Origin of the sequence: Sinorhizobium sp. P24N7, assembly GCF_042436655.1 — a bacterium.
GTDB classification, from domain to species: Bacteria; Pseudomonadota; Alphaproteobacteria; order Rhizobiales; family Rhizobiaceae; genus Sinorhizobium; species Sinorhizobium meliloti_A.
Genome location: NZ_JBHMIW010000001.1, coordinates 167,107 through 186,436 on the forward strand (window position 1 = coordinate 167,107; position 19,330 = coordinate 186,436).

At 63.8% G+C, this 19,330-nt stretch carries 17 protein-coding genes and 1 pseudogene; 10 read left to right on the top strand and 8 right to left on the bottom strand.

From position 1 onward, the window contains the following. Positions 1-107: 107 nt before the first annotated feature. Positions 108-845, top strand: coding sequence for an alpha/beta fold hydrolase (locus tag ACFHWW_RS00740; RefSeq protein WP_275599389.1), 738 nt, complete (start codon positions 108-110; stop codon positions 843-845). Positions 846-875: 30 nt separating this feature from the next. After that, the gene (locus tag ACFHWW_RS00745) at positions 876-2,057 is read left to right on the top strand and encodes an ester cyclase (RefSeq protein WP_379937027.1); all 1,182 of its coding nucleotides are present in this window, start codon (positions 876-878) and stop codon (positions 2,055-2,057) included. A 1-nt stretch (position 2,058) separates the two neighbouring features. On the opposite strand, the gene xth is transcribed toward ACFHWW_RS00745, so the two are convergent. The 6 genes and pseudogenes from xth to ACFHWW_RS00775 form a co-directional block, all read right to left on the bottom strand. Next, entirely contained in the window at positions 2,059-2,832 is a 774-nt protein-coding gene (gene xth / locus ACFHWW_RS00750; RefSeq protein WP_379937028.1) for an exodeoxyribonuclease III, read from the bottom strand. Between the two features lie 7 nt (positions 2,833-2,839). Beyond that, a complete protein-coding gene (locus tag ACFHWW_RS00755; RefSeq protein ID WP_379937029.1) occupies positions 2,840-3,481 on the bottom strand; it encodes an alpha/beta family hydrolase in 642 nt (213 codons plus the stop codon). A 1-nt stretch (position 3,482) separates the two neighbouring features. Then, on the bottom strand, positions 3,483-4,568 hold the full coding sequence (locus tag ACFHWW_RS00760) for a tetratricopeptide repeat protein (protein WP_379937030.1): 1,086 nt from the start codon (positions 4,566-4,568) through the stop codon (positions 3,483-3,485). Next, positions 4,568-5,452, bottom strand: coding sequence for a Ku protein (locus ACFHWW_RS00765; protein WP_018096241.1), 885 nt, complete (start codon positions 5,450-5,452; stop codon positions 4,568-4,570). The genes ACFHWW_RS00760 and ACFHWW_RS00765 overlap by 1 nt, the downstream gene beginning before the upstream one ends. A gap of 90 nt (positions 5,453-5,542) precedes the next feature. Further along, positions 5,543-7,998 (bottom strand): annotated as a pseudogene (gene ligD, locus ACFHWW_RS00770) (DNA ligase D). Between the two features lie 37 nt (positions 7,999-8,035). Continuing rightward, positions 8,036-8,872, bottom strand: coding sequence for a bifunctional allantoicase/(S)-ureidoglycine aminohydrolase (locus ACFHWW_RS00775; protein ID WP_379937031.1), 837 nt, complete (start codon positions 8,870-8,872; stop codon positions 8,036-8,038). Positions 8,873-9,004: 132 nt separating this feature from the next. On the opposite strand from ACFHWW_RS00775, the gene ACFHWW_RS00780 reads away from it, so the two are divergent. After that, positions 9,005-9,904, top strand: a complete 900-nt coding sequence (locus ACFHWW_RS00780) for a LysR family transcriptional regulator (protein ID WP_379937032.1) — start codon at positions 9,005-9,007, stop codon at positions 9,902-9,904. A 113-nt stretch (positions 9,905-10,017) separates the two neighbouring features. Here ACFHWW_RS00780 and ACFHWW_RS00785 read toward each other — a convergent pair whose 3' ends face one another. Beyond that, a complete protein-coding gene (locus ACFHWW_RS00785) occupies positions 10,018-10,839 on the bottom strand; it encodes an IclR family transcriptional regulator (protein ID WP_018096245.1) in 822 nt (273 codons plus the stop codon). Between the two features lie 169 nt (positions 10,840-11,008). Between ACFHWW_RS00785 and gcl the strand changes: the two genes are divergently transcribed. The 7 genes from gcl to ACFHWW_RS00820 all read left to right on the top strand — a co-directional run bounded on the left by gcl (position 11,009) and on the right by ACFHWW_RS00820 (position 18,096). After that, on the top strand, positions 11,009-12,793 hold the full coding sequence (gcl, locus tag ACFHWW_RS00790; protein WP_338281833.1) for a glyoxylate carboligase: 1,785 nt from the start codon (positions 11,009-11,011) through the stop codon (positions 12,791-12,793). Between the two features lie 53 nt (positions 12,794-12,846). Then, entirely contained in the window at positions 12,847-13,662 is an 816-nt protein-coding gene (gene hyi, locus ACFHWW_RS00795; RefSeq protein WP_100671367.1) for a hydroxypyruvate isomerase, read from the top strand. 5 nt (positions 13,663-13,667) lie between these two features. Continuing rightward, positions 13,668-14,552, top strand: coding sequence for a 2-hydroxy-3-oxopropionate reductase (locus tag ACFHWW_RS00800; RefSeq protein ID WP_379937033.1), 885 nt, complete (start codon positions 13,668-13,670; stop codon positions 14,550-14,552). Between the two features lie 113 nt (positions 14,553-14,665). After that, positions 14,666-15,934: a glycerate kinase gene (locus ACFHWW_RS00805; RefSeq protein ID WP_379937034.1), complete on the top strand. Its 1,269-nt coding sequence runs from the start codon at positions 14,666-14,668 to the stop codon at positions 15,932-15,934. Positions 15,935-15,981: 47 nt separating this feature from the next. After that, the gene (locus ACFHWW_RS00810) at positions 15,982-16,473 is read left to right on the top strand and encodes an ureidoglycolate lyase (RefSeq protein ID WP_018096250.1); all 492 of its coding nucleotides are present in this window, start codon (positions 15,982-15,984) and stop codon (positions 16,471-16,473) included. 98 nt (positions 16,474-16,571) lie between these two features. Further along, positions 16,572-17,495 carry a DUF930 domain-containing protein gene (locus ACFHWW_RS00815; RefSeq protein ID WP_379937035.1) on the top strand — a complete coding sequence of 308 codons (924 nt, stop codon included), beginning with the start codon at positions 16,572-16,574 and terminating at the stop codon, positions 17,493-17,495. Between the two features lie 25 nt (positions 17,496-17,520). Beyond that, on the top strand, positions 17,521-18,096 hold the full coding sequence (locus tag ACFHWW_RS00820) for a DUF1349 domain-containing protein (protein ID WP_338281823.1): 576 nt from the start codon (positions 17,521-17,523) through the stop codon (positions 18,094-18,096). A 35-nt stretch (positions 18,097-18,131) separates the two neighbouring features. Here the strand turns inward: ACFHWW_RS00820 and ACFHWW_RS00825 are convergent, their stop codons facing one another. Then, positions 18,132-19,151: a LacI family DNA-binding transcriptional regulator gene (locus ACFHWW_RS00825; RefSeq protein WP_379937036.1), complete on the bottom strand. Its 1,020-nt coding sequence runs from the start codon at positions 19,149-19,151 to the stop codon at positions 18,132-18,134. Between the last annotated feature and the right edge of the window lie 179 nt (positions 19,152-19,330).

Genomic DNA, 19,330 nt, shown 5'->3' on the forward strand with positions numbered 1-19,330 from the left:
CAAAATCTGCCAATCATTTTTCAGGCACGGCCTCACAATCTTACTTGGCTACCCCTGGAGGCCGGATCGTGATGGCGAAGCGAGCAATCTCTCCGGGCGACCCGACAATGAAGACTTCTCAGTCAATCGACGATCCGCGACCGCCGCTCCTGCTTTTGCCGGGCACAGCCTGCGACCGCCGGGTGTTTGCTCCGCTGATCGAAAGGCTTGGCGATTACCCGGTTCTGATAGGCAGTATGGGCGGCGCCCGCACCATGGCGGCGCTGGCCGAGGCCATTCTTGCGGACGCGCCGCCCTATTTTCTGCTCGCCGGCTTTTCCCTTGGAGGTATTTGTGCGCTCGAGATGGTAGCACAGCAGCCGAAACGGATCGGCAAGCTCGCCCTGATGGACACGACGGCGCGTCCGGATCCGCCCGCCAATGCGGCGGTGCGGCGCAAGGCGGTCGCGGATGCGCGCGAAAAGGGCATGGACGGCTTCATCCTCGATGCCTGGCCGCGGCTGGTGGCGCCCGCGAATGTCCATGATACGGGCTTGCGCGACACGATCGTCGCCATGGCACGCGACTGCGGCCCCGACCGGCTTTCCGAACAGGCAGACGTCGCCATAAACCGCGCGGACAGCCGCCCGAGGCTTGCTTCCATCACGCAGGCGACACTGGTGCTTGCCGGAGAGGACGAGGAAGTATGCCCGCTCGATGCGCAACGGGAGCTCGCCGCCGGCATTGCCGGCGCGGAGCTCCACCTCATCGCGGATGCCGGCCATTTCGCACCGCTTGAGAACCCCGAACCCGTGGCGCTCGTCATGAAGCGCTGGCTTGCAGCCGTTTCCGCCCCCCTATCGTAACCCTACGGAATTCCAATGGAAGGACATCTCATGAGCGACGACACTACCAAGGCAGCAAAAGCCATGGCGCAGAGCCAGCGAAAGGAGCCGGTGGAGCAGGTTCTGCAGGTCGAGCGCCGCGACTACACCGAACTCGCCCCGGTCGACCGCCCCCGCAGCCAGTCGCTCGACGGTTTCGATGAGATATACACTGATATCGTCGACTACATCGTACGATGCACCCATCGGATCTGGGACGAGCGCGATATCGGTCTGATCTACACGCACTACACCCACAACTGTGTCCTCTACGGCACCCTCGGCACCATCTACAATCGCGAGGACGTTGTCCGCGACACGATCCAGCGGCTCGTGTCGCTGCCGGAGCGGCGCGGCATGGCCACCCAGGTGCTCTGGCGCGGCAACGATGTCGAGGGGTTCTACACGTCGCATCTCGTCACCGGTTCTGGCCGGCATACGCAATCTGGTCATTTCGGGCCGCCCACCGGCCGCACCTTCGTGGCGCGCACGATCGCCGACTGCATGATCCACCGCAACAAGATCTATCGCGAATGGGTGGTCGCCGACACGATGGCTATCATCAAGCAGCTCGGTCTCGATCCCCATGCCTTTGCCGAAAAGCTTGCCCGGTCCTCGTTCGACAAAGGGCTCCTCTCGCTCGATATCGGCGAGAACCGCCGTCTGCTCGGTCAATATCCGCCCGAGGCGGAAGCGGACGTCTCGCTCGCGCATAACGATATCGAAGCCTATACGCTGCGCTGGCTCCACGAGATGTTCAACGGGCGCATGTTCGGAAAGATCAAGGATGTCTACGCCCCGACCTGCCAATATCACGGCCCGCTGATGAAGGAGCTCTACGGGGGCGCAGCCGTCACCCACCAGCATCTTGGCCTTATCGGGTCGATTCCCGATGCCGCCTACACGGCGCAGCACATCTGCTCAAACCCCTGCGAGGAAGGCGGCGTCAAGGTCGCGGTGCGTTGGCTGATGGAAGGTCATCACCTTGGCTACGGTATTCTTCAGGATCTCGGCGAACCGACAGGTGCCCGACTGCAGGTCATGGGCATGACCCATTACCACTACAAGGACGGGAAGATCGTCGACGAATGGAATGTCTATGACGAGCTTTCGCTGCTCGTACAGGTCAAGCTTGCCGCATTGGCTCGCCAGTCGGGCGCTGCGGATGCATCGCAGGCTTACAGGGACAGCTAGACTAATCCCGCAGCGACACCCATACCGGCGCGTGGTCGCTCGCTCCTTCGAGCGCACGGATCTCCCGGTCGATGCCGGCGCCGGTCAGGCGGCGCCGGAGCTTGCGGCTCAAGAGAATGTGGTCGAGGCGAAGGCCGGCGTCGCGCTGCCAGCGGTTGCGGCGGTAGTCCCAGAAAGTGAAGAGCTGATCTTTCGGGTGGATCTTGCGCAGCGCGTCGAGCCAGCCCTGATCGACAAGGCTCCGGAAGGCTGCGCGGCTTTCCGGCTGGACGAGGGCGTTGTCGTCGTAGGAGCGGGTCGGATAGATGTCGCGCGGTTCCGGAACGATGTTGTAGTCGCCGGCGAACACCACCGGCACCCCCGTCTCGAGCAGCGCGGCGGCATGCTGGTTGAAGCGCAGGTGCCAGGCGAGCTTGTAGTCGAATTTCGGCCCGGGCTGCGGATTTCCGTTGGGCGCATAGAGCGACGCGATCAGGATGCCGTTCACCGCCGCCTCGATGTAGCGGCTCTGCGTATCCAAGGGGTCGCCGGGCAATCCGGTTCGCGTGAGCACCGGCTCGCAACCGCGGGCGAGAATGGCAACACCGTTCCAGGCGGCTTGGCCCCGCCAGACGGCGCCGTAGCCGGCTTCCTCGATCGCGGCCTTCGGAAACTGTCCGTCCGTCGCCTTGAGCTCCTGCAGGCAGACCACGTCCGGCTCGGCCGCAGCGAGCCAGGTCAAGAGGATGTCGAGCCGCTTGTTCACACCGTTGATGTTGAAGGTCGCGATCTTCATGAGGAGCTCAAGGGGCGAGGCGATCCGCCCATCGCGCGACCGCCTCGGCCAGCGTCTTCAGGTGATCTGCGGTCGAGAAGCCCGAGACCTTCTTGCGCGGCTTCAGGTCGTGGTCGCCGTCCTCCAGCCAGAGAAGTTCGATCCTGTCGGAGAGCGCGTATCGTGAAACCTCGTCGCGGGTGCCGAATTCGTCGCGAGTCCCTTGGCAGATCAGTGCAGGCGTCTTGAGATCGGCGAGATGCCGGGTGCGCAACTGCTCCGGTTTTCCGGGGGGATGGAAGGGATAGCCGAGGCAAAGGAGCCCGGCGATCTTCCCTTCGGCATGAAGGTCGTCGGCGACCATGCTGGCGACGCGGCCGCCCATGGACTTGCCGCCGATCACGAGAGTGCCCTGGGCGCCGAGTTCGGCAAGGGCCGCCCGATACTCCGGATTGAGCGTTTCCGCACGGGGCGGGGGCTTGCGTCCGTCGGCCGTGCGCCGCGCTGCCATATAGCCGAACTCGAAGCGGGCGACGCGAAAACCCACCCCTGCAAGCGCCAGGGCGGCCGCGGTCATCGAGGTCGAATCCATCGGCGCGCCGGCTCCATGCGCGAGGAGGATGGTGACGGGCGCATCGCCCGGCCCGTCGAACAGGAATTTTCCGTGCATGTCAGCCAGCCGTTCTGGAGAGGAGATGAAGGTTCACGAACTGTACGCCGCGTTCTGCGGCGCGTGCCCATTCGGAATGCTGATCGAGCTCGAGGTAACGCGTCCACCAGCGGCGGGCTTCGGTGAGATTGCCGGCATCGAACTCCAGCTTCGCCAGATTGAAGATGGCATCGGCGTAATCGCCATCGATTTCGATCGCTCTCCTCAGATGCCGCCTGGCCGTGTCCGTGCGGCCGCGTTCGCCCATCAGCCCGGCCAGGTTGAACCAGGCTTCGACGAAGCAAGGATCGAGCTTGATGGCGCGGACATAGTCTTGGGCCGCTTCGGCCTCCCGCCCCGCGGCCCTGAGGCAGTTGGCGCGGTTGAAGGCTGCAACCTCGTCGGTGCGGTCGATGCCGAGGTAACGCTGGTAGAACGCGGCTGCCTGATCGTATTCCCCCGCTTCTTCGGCCGCTTCGGCCTGAGCGAACAGATCTTCGAGCGCCTCCTCGTCGGGAGAGCCGATGTCGAGCAGCAATTGACCGTCGAGCTCGCTCAGGCCTTCGGCGCGTCGCGCATAGATCGCATCCTTGCGTTTATGGTGCAGCGAGAGCGCCGTGAGGGAGGCAACGTTTCCGGAACGGTGGACCGAGCGCGCGATCGCGCTCCAGCCGGCGCCGCTGGCCATCAGGCCGGCATATTTTCTGGCGAGGATCAGATCGCGGAAGGAATAGGGCTCGCCCTCATGCTCGAAAGCGTCGAACAACGACAGAAGATCGAGGTGGCGCGGGGAGATGCCGGACTGGTCGACGAGCGATTGCCGCGTCAGCGCCGATGTTTCCGGGGCGCTCGCCAGTCCGAGCAGGCGGAGGAAGCCGTTCTCGCTGAGCACGCACCGACGCTGGCCGCTTTCGCTGTCGAATCGGGCCTCGATCTCCGCTTCGGGCGCCTTTGCGAGCAGCCCGCGCCCGAAGACCACGAACTTCGTCTGCCTGTTGACACCGCGCCTGAGGTGTCCGCCCTGGCGTTCGACCTCGCGCGCCGCCAGCCGTCGCGGAAAGGCGGCGAGCGCGCCCACGATACCGAATGTCCGACCGGCAACCGCCATCAGGCTTTCTTCTTGGCCGCGGGTTTTGCCGTCACGCGTTTCGCCGCCGCGGCTTTGGCAGCGGGCTCCTTTGCCGCGGGCTCCGCCTTGGGCTTGCTCCTGGCGGGCGGTTTGGCCTGCGAAAGGCTCGCCTTGAGGGCATCCATGAGATTGACGACGTTGCCGCGTTCGGGCGCCTGCGCGATGATGGGCTTGTGACCCTTTAGCTTCTCGCGGATCATCTGCATCAGCGCGACCTCGTAGCGGTCTTCGTACTGCTTCGGGTCGAAGGTCGTCGTCTTCTGCTCGATGAGCGCTTCGGCAAGCTGCAGCATCTCGGGATCCGGTTTGCCGACCGGAATGTTGCCGAAATAATCCGCCGTGCCGCGCACCTCGTTGGGATTGCGCAAGGTGCAGACGAACATTCCGGTCTCGCGCGGACCGATGGTCACCACCCTTTCCCGGCTGGACAGCACGAGGCGGGCGATCGCAAGCTTCCCGCTTCGGCGCAGAGCTTCACGCAGGACGACGAAGGTTTCCTCGGCCATGGCCCCGTCCGGCGCCAGATAATAAGGGGCGTCCTGGTAGATGACGTCGACGGAATCGGCATCGACGAAAGCCTCGATGTTCATGGTGTGATTGGATTCGATCCGGACGCTTTCCAGATCCGAGTCTTCGATGATGATGTATTTCTTGTCTTCGTACTCGTAGCCCTTCACGAGGTCCGAACGCTCGACGAGACCGAGCTCCGGATCGACGGGCTTCATGTTGATCCGGTTATGGGTGTCCTTGTGAAGCTGATTGAAGGAAATACGCTCGCTTGCGCTGGTGGCGGGGTAAAGCCTCACCGGACAGCTCACGAGACTCAGTCTGATATAGCCCTTCCAACTTGCCCTGGGTGCCATGGTTGTCTCCTACGCGGCACTACGATCACATCTGCCAGAGCGGGATGAGGAAAATGCATGCGGTCTCCGCCTGCATCCCGCGCTCAACGACTACAGTATAGACAGATCCCTCGCGAAGTCGTCGATATCGGCCCAGGGATCGCCGGACGTGGCCAGAAGGCCCGGCAGCGAAGAATAGTTCAAATCCGCCGGAGCGTCGATAGTCTCCAGATCCGCCCAGCTGAGCGGGGTCGAAGCGGGCAGATTGCTGCGGGCGCGCAGCGAATAGGGGGCCGCCCAGGTATGGCTGCGGGCGTTGCGATGGAAGTCGATGAAAATGCGCCTTACGCGGTTGTCCTTGCCCATGGTGGTGGTGAAGGTGTCCGGAGCGGTGGCCGCGAGACGGGTCGCGAGCGCGCTCGCCGCCTGATGGAATTTTTTCCAGTCGAGTTTCGGCACGACCGGTACGACGACGTGCACTCCCCTGCCGCCCGATGTCTTTACGAAGGGCACGAGGGTAAGCGCCTCGAGTTCGGCCTTGATGTGGATCGCGGCCTCGACCACTTCGCGCCAGGCGATGCCCTCGCCGGGATCGAGATCGAAGACGATGCGATCCGGCTTGCCGAGCAGCTTGCGTGTCGTTCCCCAGTTGTGGAATTCGACGACGCCGAACTGCGCCAGCGCCAGGTATCCTCTCGCGTCCTCGACCGACAGGTATGTTTTCGCCTCGCCTTCCGAGTTGGTTGCCTGGAACGTCGCGACCGAAGGCGGCATGCCGGTAAAGGGATGCCGCTGGAAGAAGCAATCCTGCGTCCGGCCGGTAGGGCAGCGTACCAGCGAAACGGGACGGCCGAGAATATGCGGCAGCATGAAATCCCCGATCATCGCGTAGTAGACGGCGAGGTCGAGCTTGGTCGGGCCGGACCTGCCGAAGAGCCGCCGGGTCGGGTTGGTGATCGATATGCCTGCGAGGTCCGCGTCCGAGATCAGGCGCTTTCTCGACATGGAAACCGGCGTCGACAGCTCGACGTCGCGCAGCCCCTTGAAGACGGCGTGCCGCAGGACGTTGTCGGTTGTCCGGTTGCCATAATGGATATGCGCCCGGAGCAAGGGCCGCACCCAGATGATCTCCCGGGGCGCTCCTTCGAGCGTTGCGGCGCCGGCCCGCAAGGGCTCGAGCCGCACCAGCAACTCCCTCAGCATCTGCGCGTCGAAGCCGGTTCCGACCTTGCCGCGATATTCCAGCTCGCCGTCGGCCCACTCTCCCAGGGCAAGCGACGCAATGCCCTCGGCCGCCTCCGAAACGGTGTAGCCGACGATCACGAAATCCTCCGCCTTCAGCGCCTTCGTCTTGGTCCAGGTCTTCGACCGGCCGCTTCGGTAGGGGGCGGAGATGCGTTTGGAGACGATCCCTTCCAGACCCATCTCGGAGGCCCGGTCGTAAAGCGCGCGCCCTTCGCCCACCACATGATCGCTGAACTGGATCGCCGAGCGGCTTGGGATCTGCCCTGCAAGCAATTTCTTCAACAGTGCCTTGCGCTTCTCGAGCGGGACGTCGAAAAGATTCCAGCCGTTGAGATGCAGGAGGTCGAAGGCGTAGAAGACGAGGCTGTTGCCGGCGCCGGTGGAAAGCGCATCCTGCAGCAGCGCGAAGCGGCTGACCCCCGTCTCGTCCAGCACGACGATCTCGCCGTCGATGACGGCATCGCGGCACGGCAGCCGCCGGAAAGCCTCCGGCAGGTCTCCGTAGCGCTTCGTCCAGTCGAGCCCGCCGCGAGTGACGAGGCGCACCTTTCCTTCCGCAATGTGGGCCATGGTGCGATAGCCGTCGAACTTGATCTCGTGCAGCCAGAGCTCGGGCTTTTTCGCGTTCTTTTCGGCTTCCGGGGGGAGAATCGTCTGTGTTGCGAGTTGAGGTTCGATGCGTTCGGGTGGTGCGCCCTTGGCCGCACCGGCCAGCGCGCCGGGATTGAGCTTGACCGGCTTTGGCGGTGCCTTCGGCTTCTCCACCAGTTCCTCGATCCGACGGCCGGATTTGACGCTTTCCGGCCGGGCGGCAAGGATGTCGATCGAAGTGTCGGCGGCCGGATCGCGCTCCTTGAAAAGGAGCCAGTTGCGCTGATCCTCTTCGCCCGGGCGAGGCTTCAGACGGGCCAGCATCCATCCGCCGTTGAGTTTCTCCCCTGCCAGGCGGAATTTGAAGGCGCCCTTGCGCAGGTCGTCTTCCACATCGCCCATCGGCGCCCAGACGCCCTCGTCCCAGACGATCATCGGACCGCCTCCATATTCGCCTTGGGGGATCACGCCCTCGAAGTCGATATAGTCGAGGGGAGGTCCTCCGTCTCCACCGCCAGCCGCTTGTCGGCCGGGTTGAGCGACGGACCCTTCGGCACCGCCCAGCTTTTCAGGACGCCGTCGACCTCGAGCCGCAAATCGTAATGGTCGGCGGTCGCATGGTGCTTGTGCACGACAAATCGGTTGCCGCCGCCGGTCAGATTTCCGACCGGCTCCGGCGTCTTCGAAAAATTCCGCTTCTTGCGGTAGGCCTCCAGCTTCGGCGTCGCCATGCACCCAAGCTATGGCGGATCACGGCAGGCTGCAATATCAGGCGAGCCTGCCCGGATTGCCGAGCGTCATATGGCGGTTCACGTCCTTGTAGAGCAGATAGCGGAATTTGCCCGGTCCGCCGGCATAGCAGGCCTGCGGGCAGAAGGCCCTGAGCCACATATAGTCGCCGGCTTCCACCTCCACCCAGTCGTTGTTGAGGCGGTACACGGCCTTGCCTTCGAGCACGTAGAGTCCGTGTTCCATCACATGGGTTTCCATGAACGGGATGACGCCGCCGGGCTCGAAGGTCACGATCGTGACATGCATGTCGTGGCGCATGTCGGAAGGATCGACGAAGCGGGTGGTGGCCCAGCGCCCGTCCGTTTCCGGCATGGGCGAGGGAGGGATGTCGCGCTCATTGGTGACGATCGGTTCGGGAAGGGGAACCCCGTCGACTTCCTCATAGGCCTTGCGGATCCAGTGGAATCGCGTCGGCGCACCGGATTCGTTTCTGAGGCTCCATTTGGTGCCCGGCGGAATGAAGGCATAGCCGCCGGACTGCATCAGATGCGTCTCATCTCCGAGCGTCAGATGGAACTCGCCGTCCACCACGAACAGCACGGCCTCGGCGCGGGGATCCGTCTCCGGCCGATTGCTGCCGCCAGAAGGGCCGACTTCCATGATATATTGCGAGAAGGTCTCGGCGAAGCCGGAAAGCGGGCGCGACAGCACCCAGAGCCGTGTATTCGTCCAGAAGGGCAGATAGCTCGTCACGATGTCGCGCATGACGCCCTTCGGAATGACCGCATAGGCCTCGGTGAAGATGGCGCGGTCGGAAAGCAGGCTGGTCTGAGGCGGGTGGCCGCCTTCCGGAAAATAGTAGTTCTTCTGCATGTGAATCCCATCGAATGCCAGGTGAAACGGTTCTTCCGCCTCTCTACCAGGACTTTACAGGCTTGATCCGCGATACGTCCAATATATTGTTCCACTCGATCCAGAGGAATGATGTATCGATAGGACTTCGCGATGGAGCTACGTCACCTGCGCTATTTCGTTGCTGTCGCCGAGGCCGAAAGCTTCACGGCGGCGGCGAGGAGCCTCAACATCTCCCAGCCGCCATTGAGCCAGCAGATCAGGGATCTGGAGGCGGAAGTCGGCACGCGGCTGTTCGAGCGTTCCAGCCGCAATGTCGAGCTGACCGAGGCGGGCGCCGACTTTCTCGAACACGCCCGGATGATTCTCGGCCAGGTGGAGCATGCGACCCGCCAGGCGCGCGCCATCGGTTCCGGGCAGGTAGGAGCGCTGAACATTGCGACGACCGGCTCGGTGCTGCTGGGGCCGTTGTCCAACCTGATCGCGCGGTTCCGGGATGCGTGGCCCGGCGTGTTCGTCCGTATCCATGAAATGGACCCCGAGGCGCAGGAGGCGGCCTTGCTCTCCCATCGCACCGACCTCAGTTTCGTGCGCAGGCCCCGGAACCATCCGGATCTCGTCGCGAATGTCGCCTGGCATGAGAAGGTGGGTATCGCCTTGCCCGAGCACCATCGACTGGCGGATTTCGGGAAAATCGCGCTCGGCGACCTGCGGCAGGAAAGTTTCGTCTTCCTGCGGCTCGCGGACTCCCGCTTTGCCCGCTACCTGCATGATTGCTGCGTGGCGGCGGGATTCGTACCTGATATCACGAACGAGGTCGTGGAATCCTATTCCCTCACCAGCCTCGTTGCCGCTGGGCTCGGCGTCGCACTCGTCCCGGAATGCATAAGGACTCTTTCGCGACCGGGGGTCGTCTACCGGCCGCTCGCCGACCCCGCGCCGGAAGCCGACGTGTACGTCATCAGCCGGCCGAACCCCGGACCCGTCATCGCAGCCTTTCTGGAGGCAGCGCAAGGCTCGCCGGGCAAAAGGATCGATACCAAGGTGAGATAGGTCGAGGTCGAGCCGCTTGCCCTCGATTCCGCTTCCGCGTTCTGCCTGTGGCATCCGCCGCGGATACGGACTTCGAAGCATGACATACCAGACCAGCTGGATGCGGAGCGCCTTCAGCCTTCCTCCGGCCTATGCCCGCCGATCGCGCGCGTCAATTCGTCCGCCGTGCGGCGCACGGCGGGGCCGAGGATGCCGAGCCTCTCGTCGTCGATACGGACGGTGGGGCCGGAGATCGAGATGCCGCCGATCGCCTCGCCGTACTCGTTGAAGAGCGGGGCTGCGATGCAGCGCATGCCGAGCGTGTGCTCTTCGTCATCGACCGACCAGCCGCGGAAGCGGATCTCCTGAACATTGCGTATCAGGTCCTGCAGCGTGGCGAGCGTCCGACCGGTAAAGCAGGGCAGCGTTCTGCCGCTCAAAGTCTTGGCGATCTCCGTATCGGACCAAGTCGACAGAATGGCCTTGCCGATGCCGGAAGCGTGGATCGGGCCCCGCCGCCCGGGACGGAAGAAGGCGCGCATCGGAGCGTGGCTTTCGACCTGGGAAATGAAAACGACGTCGCCGTCTTCCTCAATGCCGATATTCGCCGTCTCGCCGCTTTCATCCATGAGCCGCTTCAGGAAAGGACGGCTGATCGTGCCGAGCTTGCGGAAGCGCAGGAAGGCGTTGCCTATCTCGAAAGCCTTGACCCCGACGGTCCACGTGCCGGCCTCGGCGTCGTTGGCCACCATCCCGTGCTGGGCGAGCGACGTCAGCAGCCGGTGCACGGTCGAAGGTGCCATGCCTGAGCGCTCCGAAAGCGCGGTCAAGGTCGAGCCGTCCCCTTCGGCGATGATCGCCAGCAGGGACAGGCTCCTGTCCAGCACCTGAACGGAAGCCGGGGCGGCGTTCTCTCCCGCCTTGCGCCCTCTCTTTCCCCTTCCGTTCGCCTCCATGCCAGTCTCCAAATCAGTTGCCGCCTGAGATCATGCTCTACAGCCATTGCGTCCGATTTTCTCCTATTTGTTGAAAATCTTTATTTCCATATAATGGGAATGATTTCCATAAACGCGTTGAAATAGGTGCAGCATGGATTTACCTTCCAATCAAACAGGAGGAGTTCCCATGGCCAAGATGCGCGCAGTCGATGCAGCGGTTTATGTTCTGGAAAAAGAAGGGATTGATTGCGCCTTCGGCGTACCCGGCGCGGCGATCAATCCATTCTACTCGGCCCTCAGGGCGCGCGGATCGGTCCGTCACATCCTCGCTCGCCACGTCGAGGGGGCTTCGCACATGGCGGAGGGCTATACCCGCGCCAAGCACGGCAATATCGGTGTCTGCATAGGCACCTCGGGCCCGGCCGGCACGGACATGATCACCGGCCTCTACTCGGCATCCGCGGATTCGATCCCGATCCTGTGCATCACCGGGCAGGCGCCACGTGCGCGTCTCGACAAGGAGGATTTCCAGGCGGTCGACATCGCGAAAATCGCGGCGCCGGTCACCAAATGGGCGGTCACCGTCATGGAGCCGGCGCTGGTCCCCTTCGTCTTCCAGAAGGCCTTCCACCTGATGCGCTCGGGTCGGCCGGGGCCGGTCCTCATCGACCTGCCGGTCGACGTCCAGCTTGCCGAGATCGAATTCGATCCGGAAACCTACGAGCCGCTCTCCGCCTACAAACCCGCCGCCACCCGTGCGCAGGCCGAAAAGGCGCTTGCCATGCTCAATGAGGCAGAGCGGCCGCTGATCGTCGCCGGCGGCGGCATCATCAATGCGGACGCTTCGGATCTCCTGACCGAGTTCGCCGAGATCACCGGCGTTCCGGTCGTTCCGACACTGATGGGCTGGGGCGTCATCCCGGACGACCATCCGCTGATGGCCGGCATGTGCGGCCTGCAGACCTCGCACCGTTACGGCAATGCGACGCTGCTCGCCTCCGATTTCGTCTTCGGCATCGGCAATCGCTGGGCAAACCGCCACACCGGTAACGTCCCGACCTATACGGAGGGCCGCAAGTTCATCCATGTCGATATCGAGCCGACGCAGATCGGCCGCGTCTTCGCGCCCGATTTCGGCATCGTCTCCGACGCAGGCGCCGCGCTCAAGCTCTTCCTCGACGTCGCAACCGAATGGAAGACTGCCGGCAAGCTGCGCGACTGGTCGGCCTGGGCCGAGGAGTGCCGCGAGCGCAAGCGGACGATGCTGCGCAAGACCCATTTCGATCAGACCCCGCTGAAACCCCAGCGTGTCTACGAGGAGATGAACAAGACTTTCGGCCGCGACACCTGCTACGTCTCGACCATCGGCTTGAGCCAGATTGCCGGCGCGCAATTCCTGCACGTCTACAAGCCGCGCAACTGGATCAATTGCGGCCAGGCCGGTCCGCTCGGTTGGACGCTGCCGGCAGCACTCGGCGTGCGGGCCGCCGATCCGAACCGGAAAATCGTTGCGCTTTCCGGCGATTACGATTTCCAGTTCCTGATCGAGGAGCTCGCGGTCGGCGCCCAGCACAAGCTGCCTTACCTGCATGTCGTCGTGAACAATTCCTATCTCGGGCTGATCCGTCAGGCCCAACGCGGCTTCAACATGGATTTCGAGGTCAGTCTGGCCTTCGACAACATCAATGCCGACGGCGACGCGGAGAAGGGTTACGGGGTCGACCATGTGGCGGTTGCCGAGGGGCTCGGCTGCAAGGCAATCCGCGTCAGGAGCCCAAATGAATTCGCCGACGCCTTCGATCGGGCGCAGGCGCTGATGGAAGAGCACCAGGTGCCCGTCGTCATCGAATTCATCCTGGAGCGCGTCACCAATATCGCCATGGGGGCGGACATCAACGCGGTCGTCGAGTTCGAGGAACTCGCCGAGCGCGGCGAGGATGCCCCGACCGCGATTGCCGCCCTTCTCGATTGAAGAACGTCCTGCGCGGTTCCGCCCGCATCCCGCTACCACAGAGGAGTGATCGCATGCCGAGATTTGCTGCGAACCTGACGATGCTGTTCAACGAGGCGCCGTTCCTCGACCGTTTCGCACTGGCCGCCAATGCCGGGTTCGAAGGCGTGGAATATCTCTTCCCCTACGAATTCGAGAAGGTGGCGCTGCGCGGCGAGCTCGACCGCCACGGCCTGACGCAAGTGCTGCACAACCTGCCGGCCGGCAACTGGGCCGGCGGCGAACGGGGCATCGCGATCCTGCCGGATCGGATCGACGAATTCCGCAAGGGGGTCGCCACGGCCATCGACTATGCGACCGCGCTCGGCTGCCGTCAGGTCAATTGCCTCGTGGGGATTGCGCCGGACGGTGTGCCCGACAGCGTGCTGCGCACGACCCTCGTCGCCAATCTGAAGCTTGCGGCGGCCGAACTCGGCAAGTGCGGCATCCGCCTCCTGATCGAACCGATCAACCGCTTCGATATTCCCGGCTTCTATCTCAACACGGTCGGGCAGGCGGCGTCGATCATCGAGGAGGTGGGGAGCGACAACCTCTTCGTCCAGTACGACCTCTACCACCAGCAGCGCACCGAAGGCGAACTCGTCGGCACCTACAGGCGCTACCGAGAAAAGATCGCGCACATACAGCTTGCGGACAATCCCGGACGCAACGAGCCGGGGACCGGCGAGATCAACTACCCCTTCGTCTTCGACGCGCTGGAAGCCGCCGGCTACGACGGCTGGATCGGGTGCGAATACAAGCCGCTGACGACCACCGCGGAAGGACTTGGGTGGCTCGGCACCGAGCGCCGGCGCAAGCAATCCGCAGACATCATCCAAATCAGGAGCTAAGCACGATGGCATCTATCGGTTTCATTGGACTGGGTATCATGGGCACGCCGATGGCGCGCCACCTTCAGGATGCCGGTCACAAGATCATCACGTCCAAATTCGCCATCCCGCCGCGCCAGGAGCTCGTCGACAACGGGCTGGAAATCGTCGAAACGCCGAAGGCGCTCGCGGAAACGGTCGACACGATCATCCTGATGCTGCCCGATACGCCGGAAGTGAAGGATGTCCTGTTCGGTGAGAATGGCGTCTATTACGGCCTGGGCGAGGGCAAGCTCGTCATCGACATGAGCTCCATCTCGCCGATCGAAACGAAGGAGTTCGCCAAGAAGGTACGCGAAACCGGTGCCGAATATATCGACGCCCCGGTTTCCGGAGGCGAGGTCGGCGCCAAGAACGCCTCTCTCAGCATCATGGCCGGCGGCGAGCCGAGCTCCTTCGAACGCGCCCTGCCGCTCTTCAAGCTGATGGGCAAGAACATCACGCTGGTCGGCGATTGCGGCGACGGTCAGGTCACCAAGGTCGCAAACCAGATCATCGTGGCGCTGACCATCGAGGCAGTCTCCGAGGCGCTGGTCTTCGCGTCCAAGGCAGGAGCCGATCCGGCCCGTGTCCGCGAGGCACTGATGGGCGGCTTCGCATCGTCGCGCATTCTCGAGGTCCATGGCGATCGGATGATCAAGCGTACCTTCGAGCCGGGCTTCCGCATCTCGCTGCACCAGAAGGACCTGAACCTCGCGCTGCAGGGAGCGAAAAGCCTCGGCATCTCGCTGCCGAACACGGCGGCAACCCAGGAGCTCTTCAACAATTGCGCCGCCAATGGCGACAGCGCGCTTGACCACTCCGGGCTCGTGCGGGCGCTCGAGCGTATGGCGAACCACGAGGTCGCATAAGTCGCGATCGAGGACGCGCATGATCGGCCGGCGGCCTCATCCGTCGGGGAGATCATGCATCCGGGCGGCGGAAGGAGGAGCCGCCGCCCGCGTATTTCCAAACGGGAGGAACAATGGCCGCCATCGCCAACCCGCGTCAATTCCTGGAGAGCCTGTTCGCCTCTGCGGTGTCCGCCGCTGATCCGGAACGCGTCATCGCCGCAAATCTGCCGGAGCGGCCGAAGAGGCGCACGGTCGTCATCGGAGCCGGCAAAGGCGCTGCTCAGATGGCCCGGGCGTTCGAATGCGCCTGGGAGGGGCCGCTCAGCGGCGTGGTCGTCACGCGCTACGGTTTCGGCGCGCACTGCAGGCAGATCGAGGTGCTCGAAGCCTCCCATCCCTTGCCGGACGAGGACGGGCTGAAGGCATCGAAGCGGCTCCTCGCGGCGGTCAGCGGCCTGACCGGGGATGACCTGGTCGTGGCGCTGATCTGCGGCGGCGGTTCGGCGCTCCTGCCGGCACCACCACCGGAGCTTTCGCTCGAGGATGAAATCGCCGTCAATCGGGCGCTACTTGCGTCGGGCGCGCCGATCAGAGCGATGAACGCGGTACGCAAGCATGTTTCCTTGATCAAGGGCGGCCGCCTTGCCGCCGCGGCCCATCCGGCCAGGGTCGTCTCTCTCGTCGTCTCCGATATTCCCGGCGACGACGCGGCGCTGGTCGCATCCGGCCCGACGGTCGCCGACGCAGCCAGCCGCCACGACGCCCTGAAGATCGTCGAGCGCTATCGCCTCGCTTTGCCGGAAAAGGTCATGCGCTGGCTGGCGAGCGCTGCGGCGGATGCACCGAGACCTTCCGATCCACGCCTTGCCCGCAATGAGGTGCGGCTGATCGCTTCGGCAGGCGTCTCACTGGAGGCCGCGGCATCCAAGGCCCGGTCCGCGGGCGTAGAGGCCGTCATTCTTTCCGATGCGATCGAAGGGGAGGCACGCGACGTCGGGCTCGTTCATGCGGCCATCGCGCGCGAGACGGCGCTGCGCGGCCGTCCCTTTCCGAAGCCCGCCCTCATCCTTTCCGGCGGCGAAACGACGGTGACGGTCCGGGGCGAAGGTCGCGGCGGGCGCAACAGCGAGTTCCTGCTGTCGCTGGCGCTCGGCATCGACGGTATCGGCGGGATCTCGGCGCTCGCCGCGGATACCGACGGCATCGACGGATCCGAGGACAATGCCGGCGCCTTCGCCGATCATACGACGATCGCGCGCCTGCTGGCGCGGCGCCTGGATGCCGCCGCGCTGCTTCAGAAGAACGACAGCTGGGCGGCCTTCGATGCGCTTGGAGACCTTTTCAAGCCGGGGCCGACGGGCACGAACGTCAATGATTTCAGGGCGGTGCTGATCCAGTGATCGGTGCCGGCGCCCAAAGGCAATTGGTCAACCAGGGAGGAAAGACCATGATACCTCTACCGATCCGCCCGCTTTCGCACGGCGAGTTCGCGCCCTTCGGCGACGTCATCGAGCCTGACGATGCGAAGAGCTTTCCGATCAACGCCGGCAAATGCATCCGCTATCACGACCTTGCGAAGGTGGAGACGAGCGGGCCGGAAGCCCGAACGCTGGTCAGCCTCTTGAAGGGCGAGCCCTACGACATCCCCCTGACGCTGAAGATGGTGGAACGGCATCCGCTCGGAAGCCAGGCCTTCATCCCGCTGACGGGAAATCCCTTTCTCGTGGTCGTCGCGCCCGACGAAGGCGGGGAACCCGGCGAGCCGATCGCCTTCGAGACTGCGCCGGGCCAGGGGGTCAACATCGCCCAAAATGTCTGGCACGGAATTCTGACGCCGCTTCGTTCGACCTCCGAATTCGTCGTCATCGACCGCGGCGGCAGCGGGTGCAATCTCGAGGAGCATTTCTTCGAAAAGCCTTATCAGGTCGAATACGCTTGACCGACACGTGCCCCGCACTTGTTGCGGGGCGCTCGAACTCTTAGGTTCGGTGCTTCCGAGTCCGTGATCTTTGAGCAATGCAGCACTTCGCCAGGAAAATGTGGGGAGAAACCGGTTGGGGCATGCCGACCTCGCTCGCCCTGCACCTGGCGCTCGCCTTCTTGTTGCTGGTCCGGCTGCCGGAATTGTCTGCGCCGGCAAAGGAGCAAAGCGTCAGCGTCGAGCTCGTTGCGCAGCCGAAGAGTGCAGAAAAGCCCGAGCAAAAGCCGAACGTGGCCAAGAGCGAGCAAACGCGTCCTCAGCCTGAGGCATTCGAGTCGGCCGCAGCGCCGGTCGAAACGGAAAAGCCGCCTCGGCCCGAATTGCCTCCGGCCGCGCCGAAAAAGATCGAAACGCCGAGCGAGACGCCGGAGGCCTCGCGCCCCGCCCCGGCACAAAAGGAAAACACCGCCAGCGAAAAGCCGGCGGAAAGCAGGACCGCGCTTGCGGAATTGCGCGTCGATGCCCGGAGCGCAGCGAACGAGGCGGCCGAGGCCGCAGCCACGCCGCCGGCTGCAGCTGTTCCCCAGGAGAAACCGGTCGTGGAGGAAGCAAGGGCGGACCCGGCGCAAAAGCCGGCCGAGGCCATGGCCGAACGCCAGTCGAACCAGCTCGTCCAGGCGAAGGAACTCTATTCTGAAAACGCCCTGTCGGACCCCCGCGTGAAACAGGCGATCGGCAGGCTGCCGCCGAAGAAGCGGATCGTGCAGCTCTGCAGCATCGAAGCGCTCGAGCAGGTGCGGCGTGAAATGCCCGGCGCCTTTCCGGACATGCTCGTTCCCTTCGGCCCTTCGGGGGGCTTCATCTCGCCGACGGGCCTGAACGCCGATGGCGGCGCCTTCCGCAGCCGGTCGACATGGTACGCCATCGACTTTAAATGCGAAGTGAGCCCCGAGACGACATCGGTCACTTCCTTCAGCTTCGCAATCGGCAAGGCGATCCCGAAGAGCGAGTGGGGTGCGCGACAGCTGCCGAGCAATTAAACACTGGGACGGATGGAGGGACAGAATGGCAAGCGCCTATCGCTGGCTGAACGAGCCGGCAAGCTGGGAGGGCGACGAACGCGATCTGTCGCTCAGAACCGACGCCAAGACGGATTTCTGGCGCGAAACCTTCTACGGCTTCGTGCGCGACAGCGGACATGCCTATCTTCGTCCGGTTTCAGGCGATTTCACCGCCTCGGCGAAGATCGTCGGCCAGTATGAGCAGCTTTACGACCAGGCCGGTCTGATGCTGCGGCTCGACGAACAGAACTGGATCAAATGCGGTATCGAATATACCGATGGGCTGATGCATTTCAGCGTGGTCGTGACGCGCGGCGTATCGGACTGGTCGGTCATCCCGTTGCACGCAAGGGCGCCTTCGGACCCACTGGAGGTGCGGCTGACGCGGCATGACGATGCGGTGCGGGTGCAATTCCGCTTTGGCGAGGAACGCTGGCAGATGGCGCGGCTCTGTCCCTTTTCCGCCGCTGATGCCGAGGCCGGCGTCACGGCCTGTTCGCCGGAGCGCGCGGGCTTTGCGGCAAGGTTCCGCGATTTGAATTTCGGCCCGCCGATCGCTCGCGCCTTGCACGACGACTGAAGCCCCGATAGCGCGATCCTTTTGCGAAAATTGGGTCACGCGATCGCGCGCGGCGCCAGGCTGCCGGCCGGCCGGCAGGAGTCGCGAATCACCAGTCTTCCCTGAAGCACGAGCCGGCGTGGCGCTTCCGGGCTAGCGCCGGAAAGGCGGTCGAGCACGAGCTGCGCGGCCTGTTCGCCGATCGCCTGGACTGGCTGGGCGATCGTCGTCAGATGCGGCTGGAAGACGTCGGCCCAGGGAAAATCGTCGAAGCTTGCGACCGAAACGTCGTCCGGGCAGCGAAGGCCGATATCCCGGATCGCCTTCATCACCCCGATGACCATCAGGTTGTTGGCGGAGAAAATCGCCGTTGGCCGCTCGGGACTTGTCAGCAGCTGGATCGCCGCGGTGTAGGCGTCCTTCTCCCGAAAATTGCCGATCCGGATCAGGTCCTCCTCGCAGGGGAGGCCTGCCGCCTCCAACGCTGCCCGATAGCCGGCAAGACGCTCCCGTCCGGTCGAAGTGTCGAGCGAGCCCGAAATATAGCCGATGCGCCGATGGCCGAGGCCGAGCATATAGACCGTTGCATCCTGAACCGCGCGACGATTGTCGAGCACGACCGCATCGGTGTCGATGCCGTCGCAAAGCCTGTCGATCAGCACGGTTGGAAGATTGGCGTTAGCGATCATGCGCTTCAGCGTCTCGTCGTCTCCGGCCGGCGCGATGATCAGGCCGTCCACGCTCCGGTCGATCAACAGGGCGATCTGCTCGTCCTGCAAGGCAACGTCCTCGTCATTGCAGCAGAGCATCACGGCGTAGCCGGCCCGATGCAGCACGTCCTGGATCACCGCCACGACATCGGTGAAGAAGGGATTGGTGATATCGGCAACCATCAGGCCTACGGTGCGGGTCGTGCCGAGCTTGAGGCTGCGGGCGATCGCGTTGCGCTTGTAGCCTATGAGGCCGATCGCCTGCTCTATGCGGCTGCGCAATTCCGGACTGACCGGGGCCGAGCCGTTGATCACGGCCGAGACCGTCGCCACAGAGACATGCGCCGCCTTGGCGACGTCGAGCATGGTCGGTGCACCGGATTTCCGTGAATTTCGTCGCTGCTGCATTTCTTCTGAAACGTTTAGATGATTTGCTCGCGAAACTGTATTTGAATTGCTGGAATTAGGCAATCAAGTCCGGAACCGCCTGCTTGACAGTGTCGAAACGTTTAGAATAGGCTGCAGGAAATAGGCGAATAGAGCGT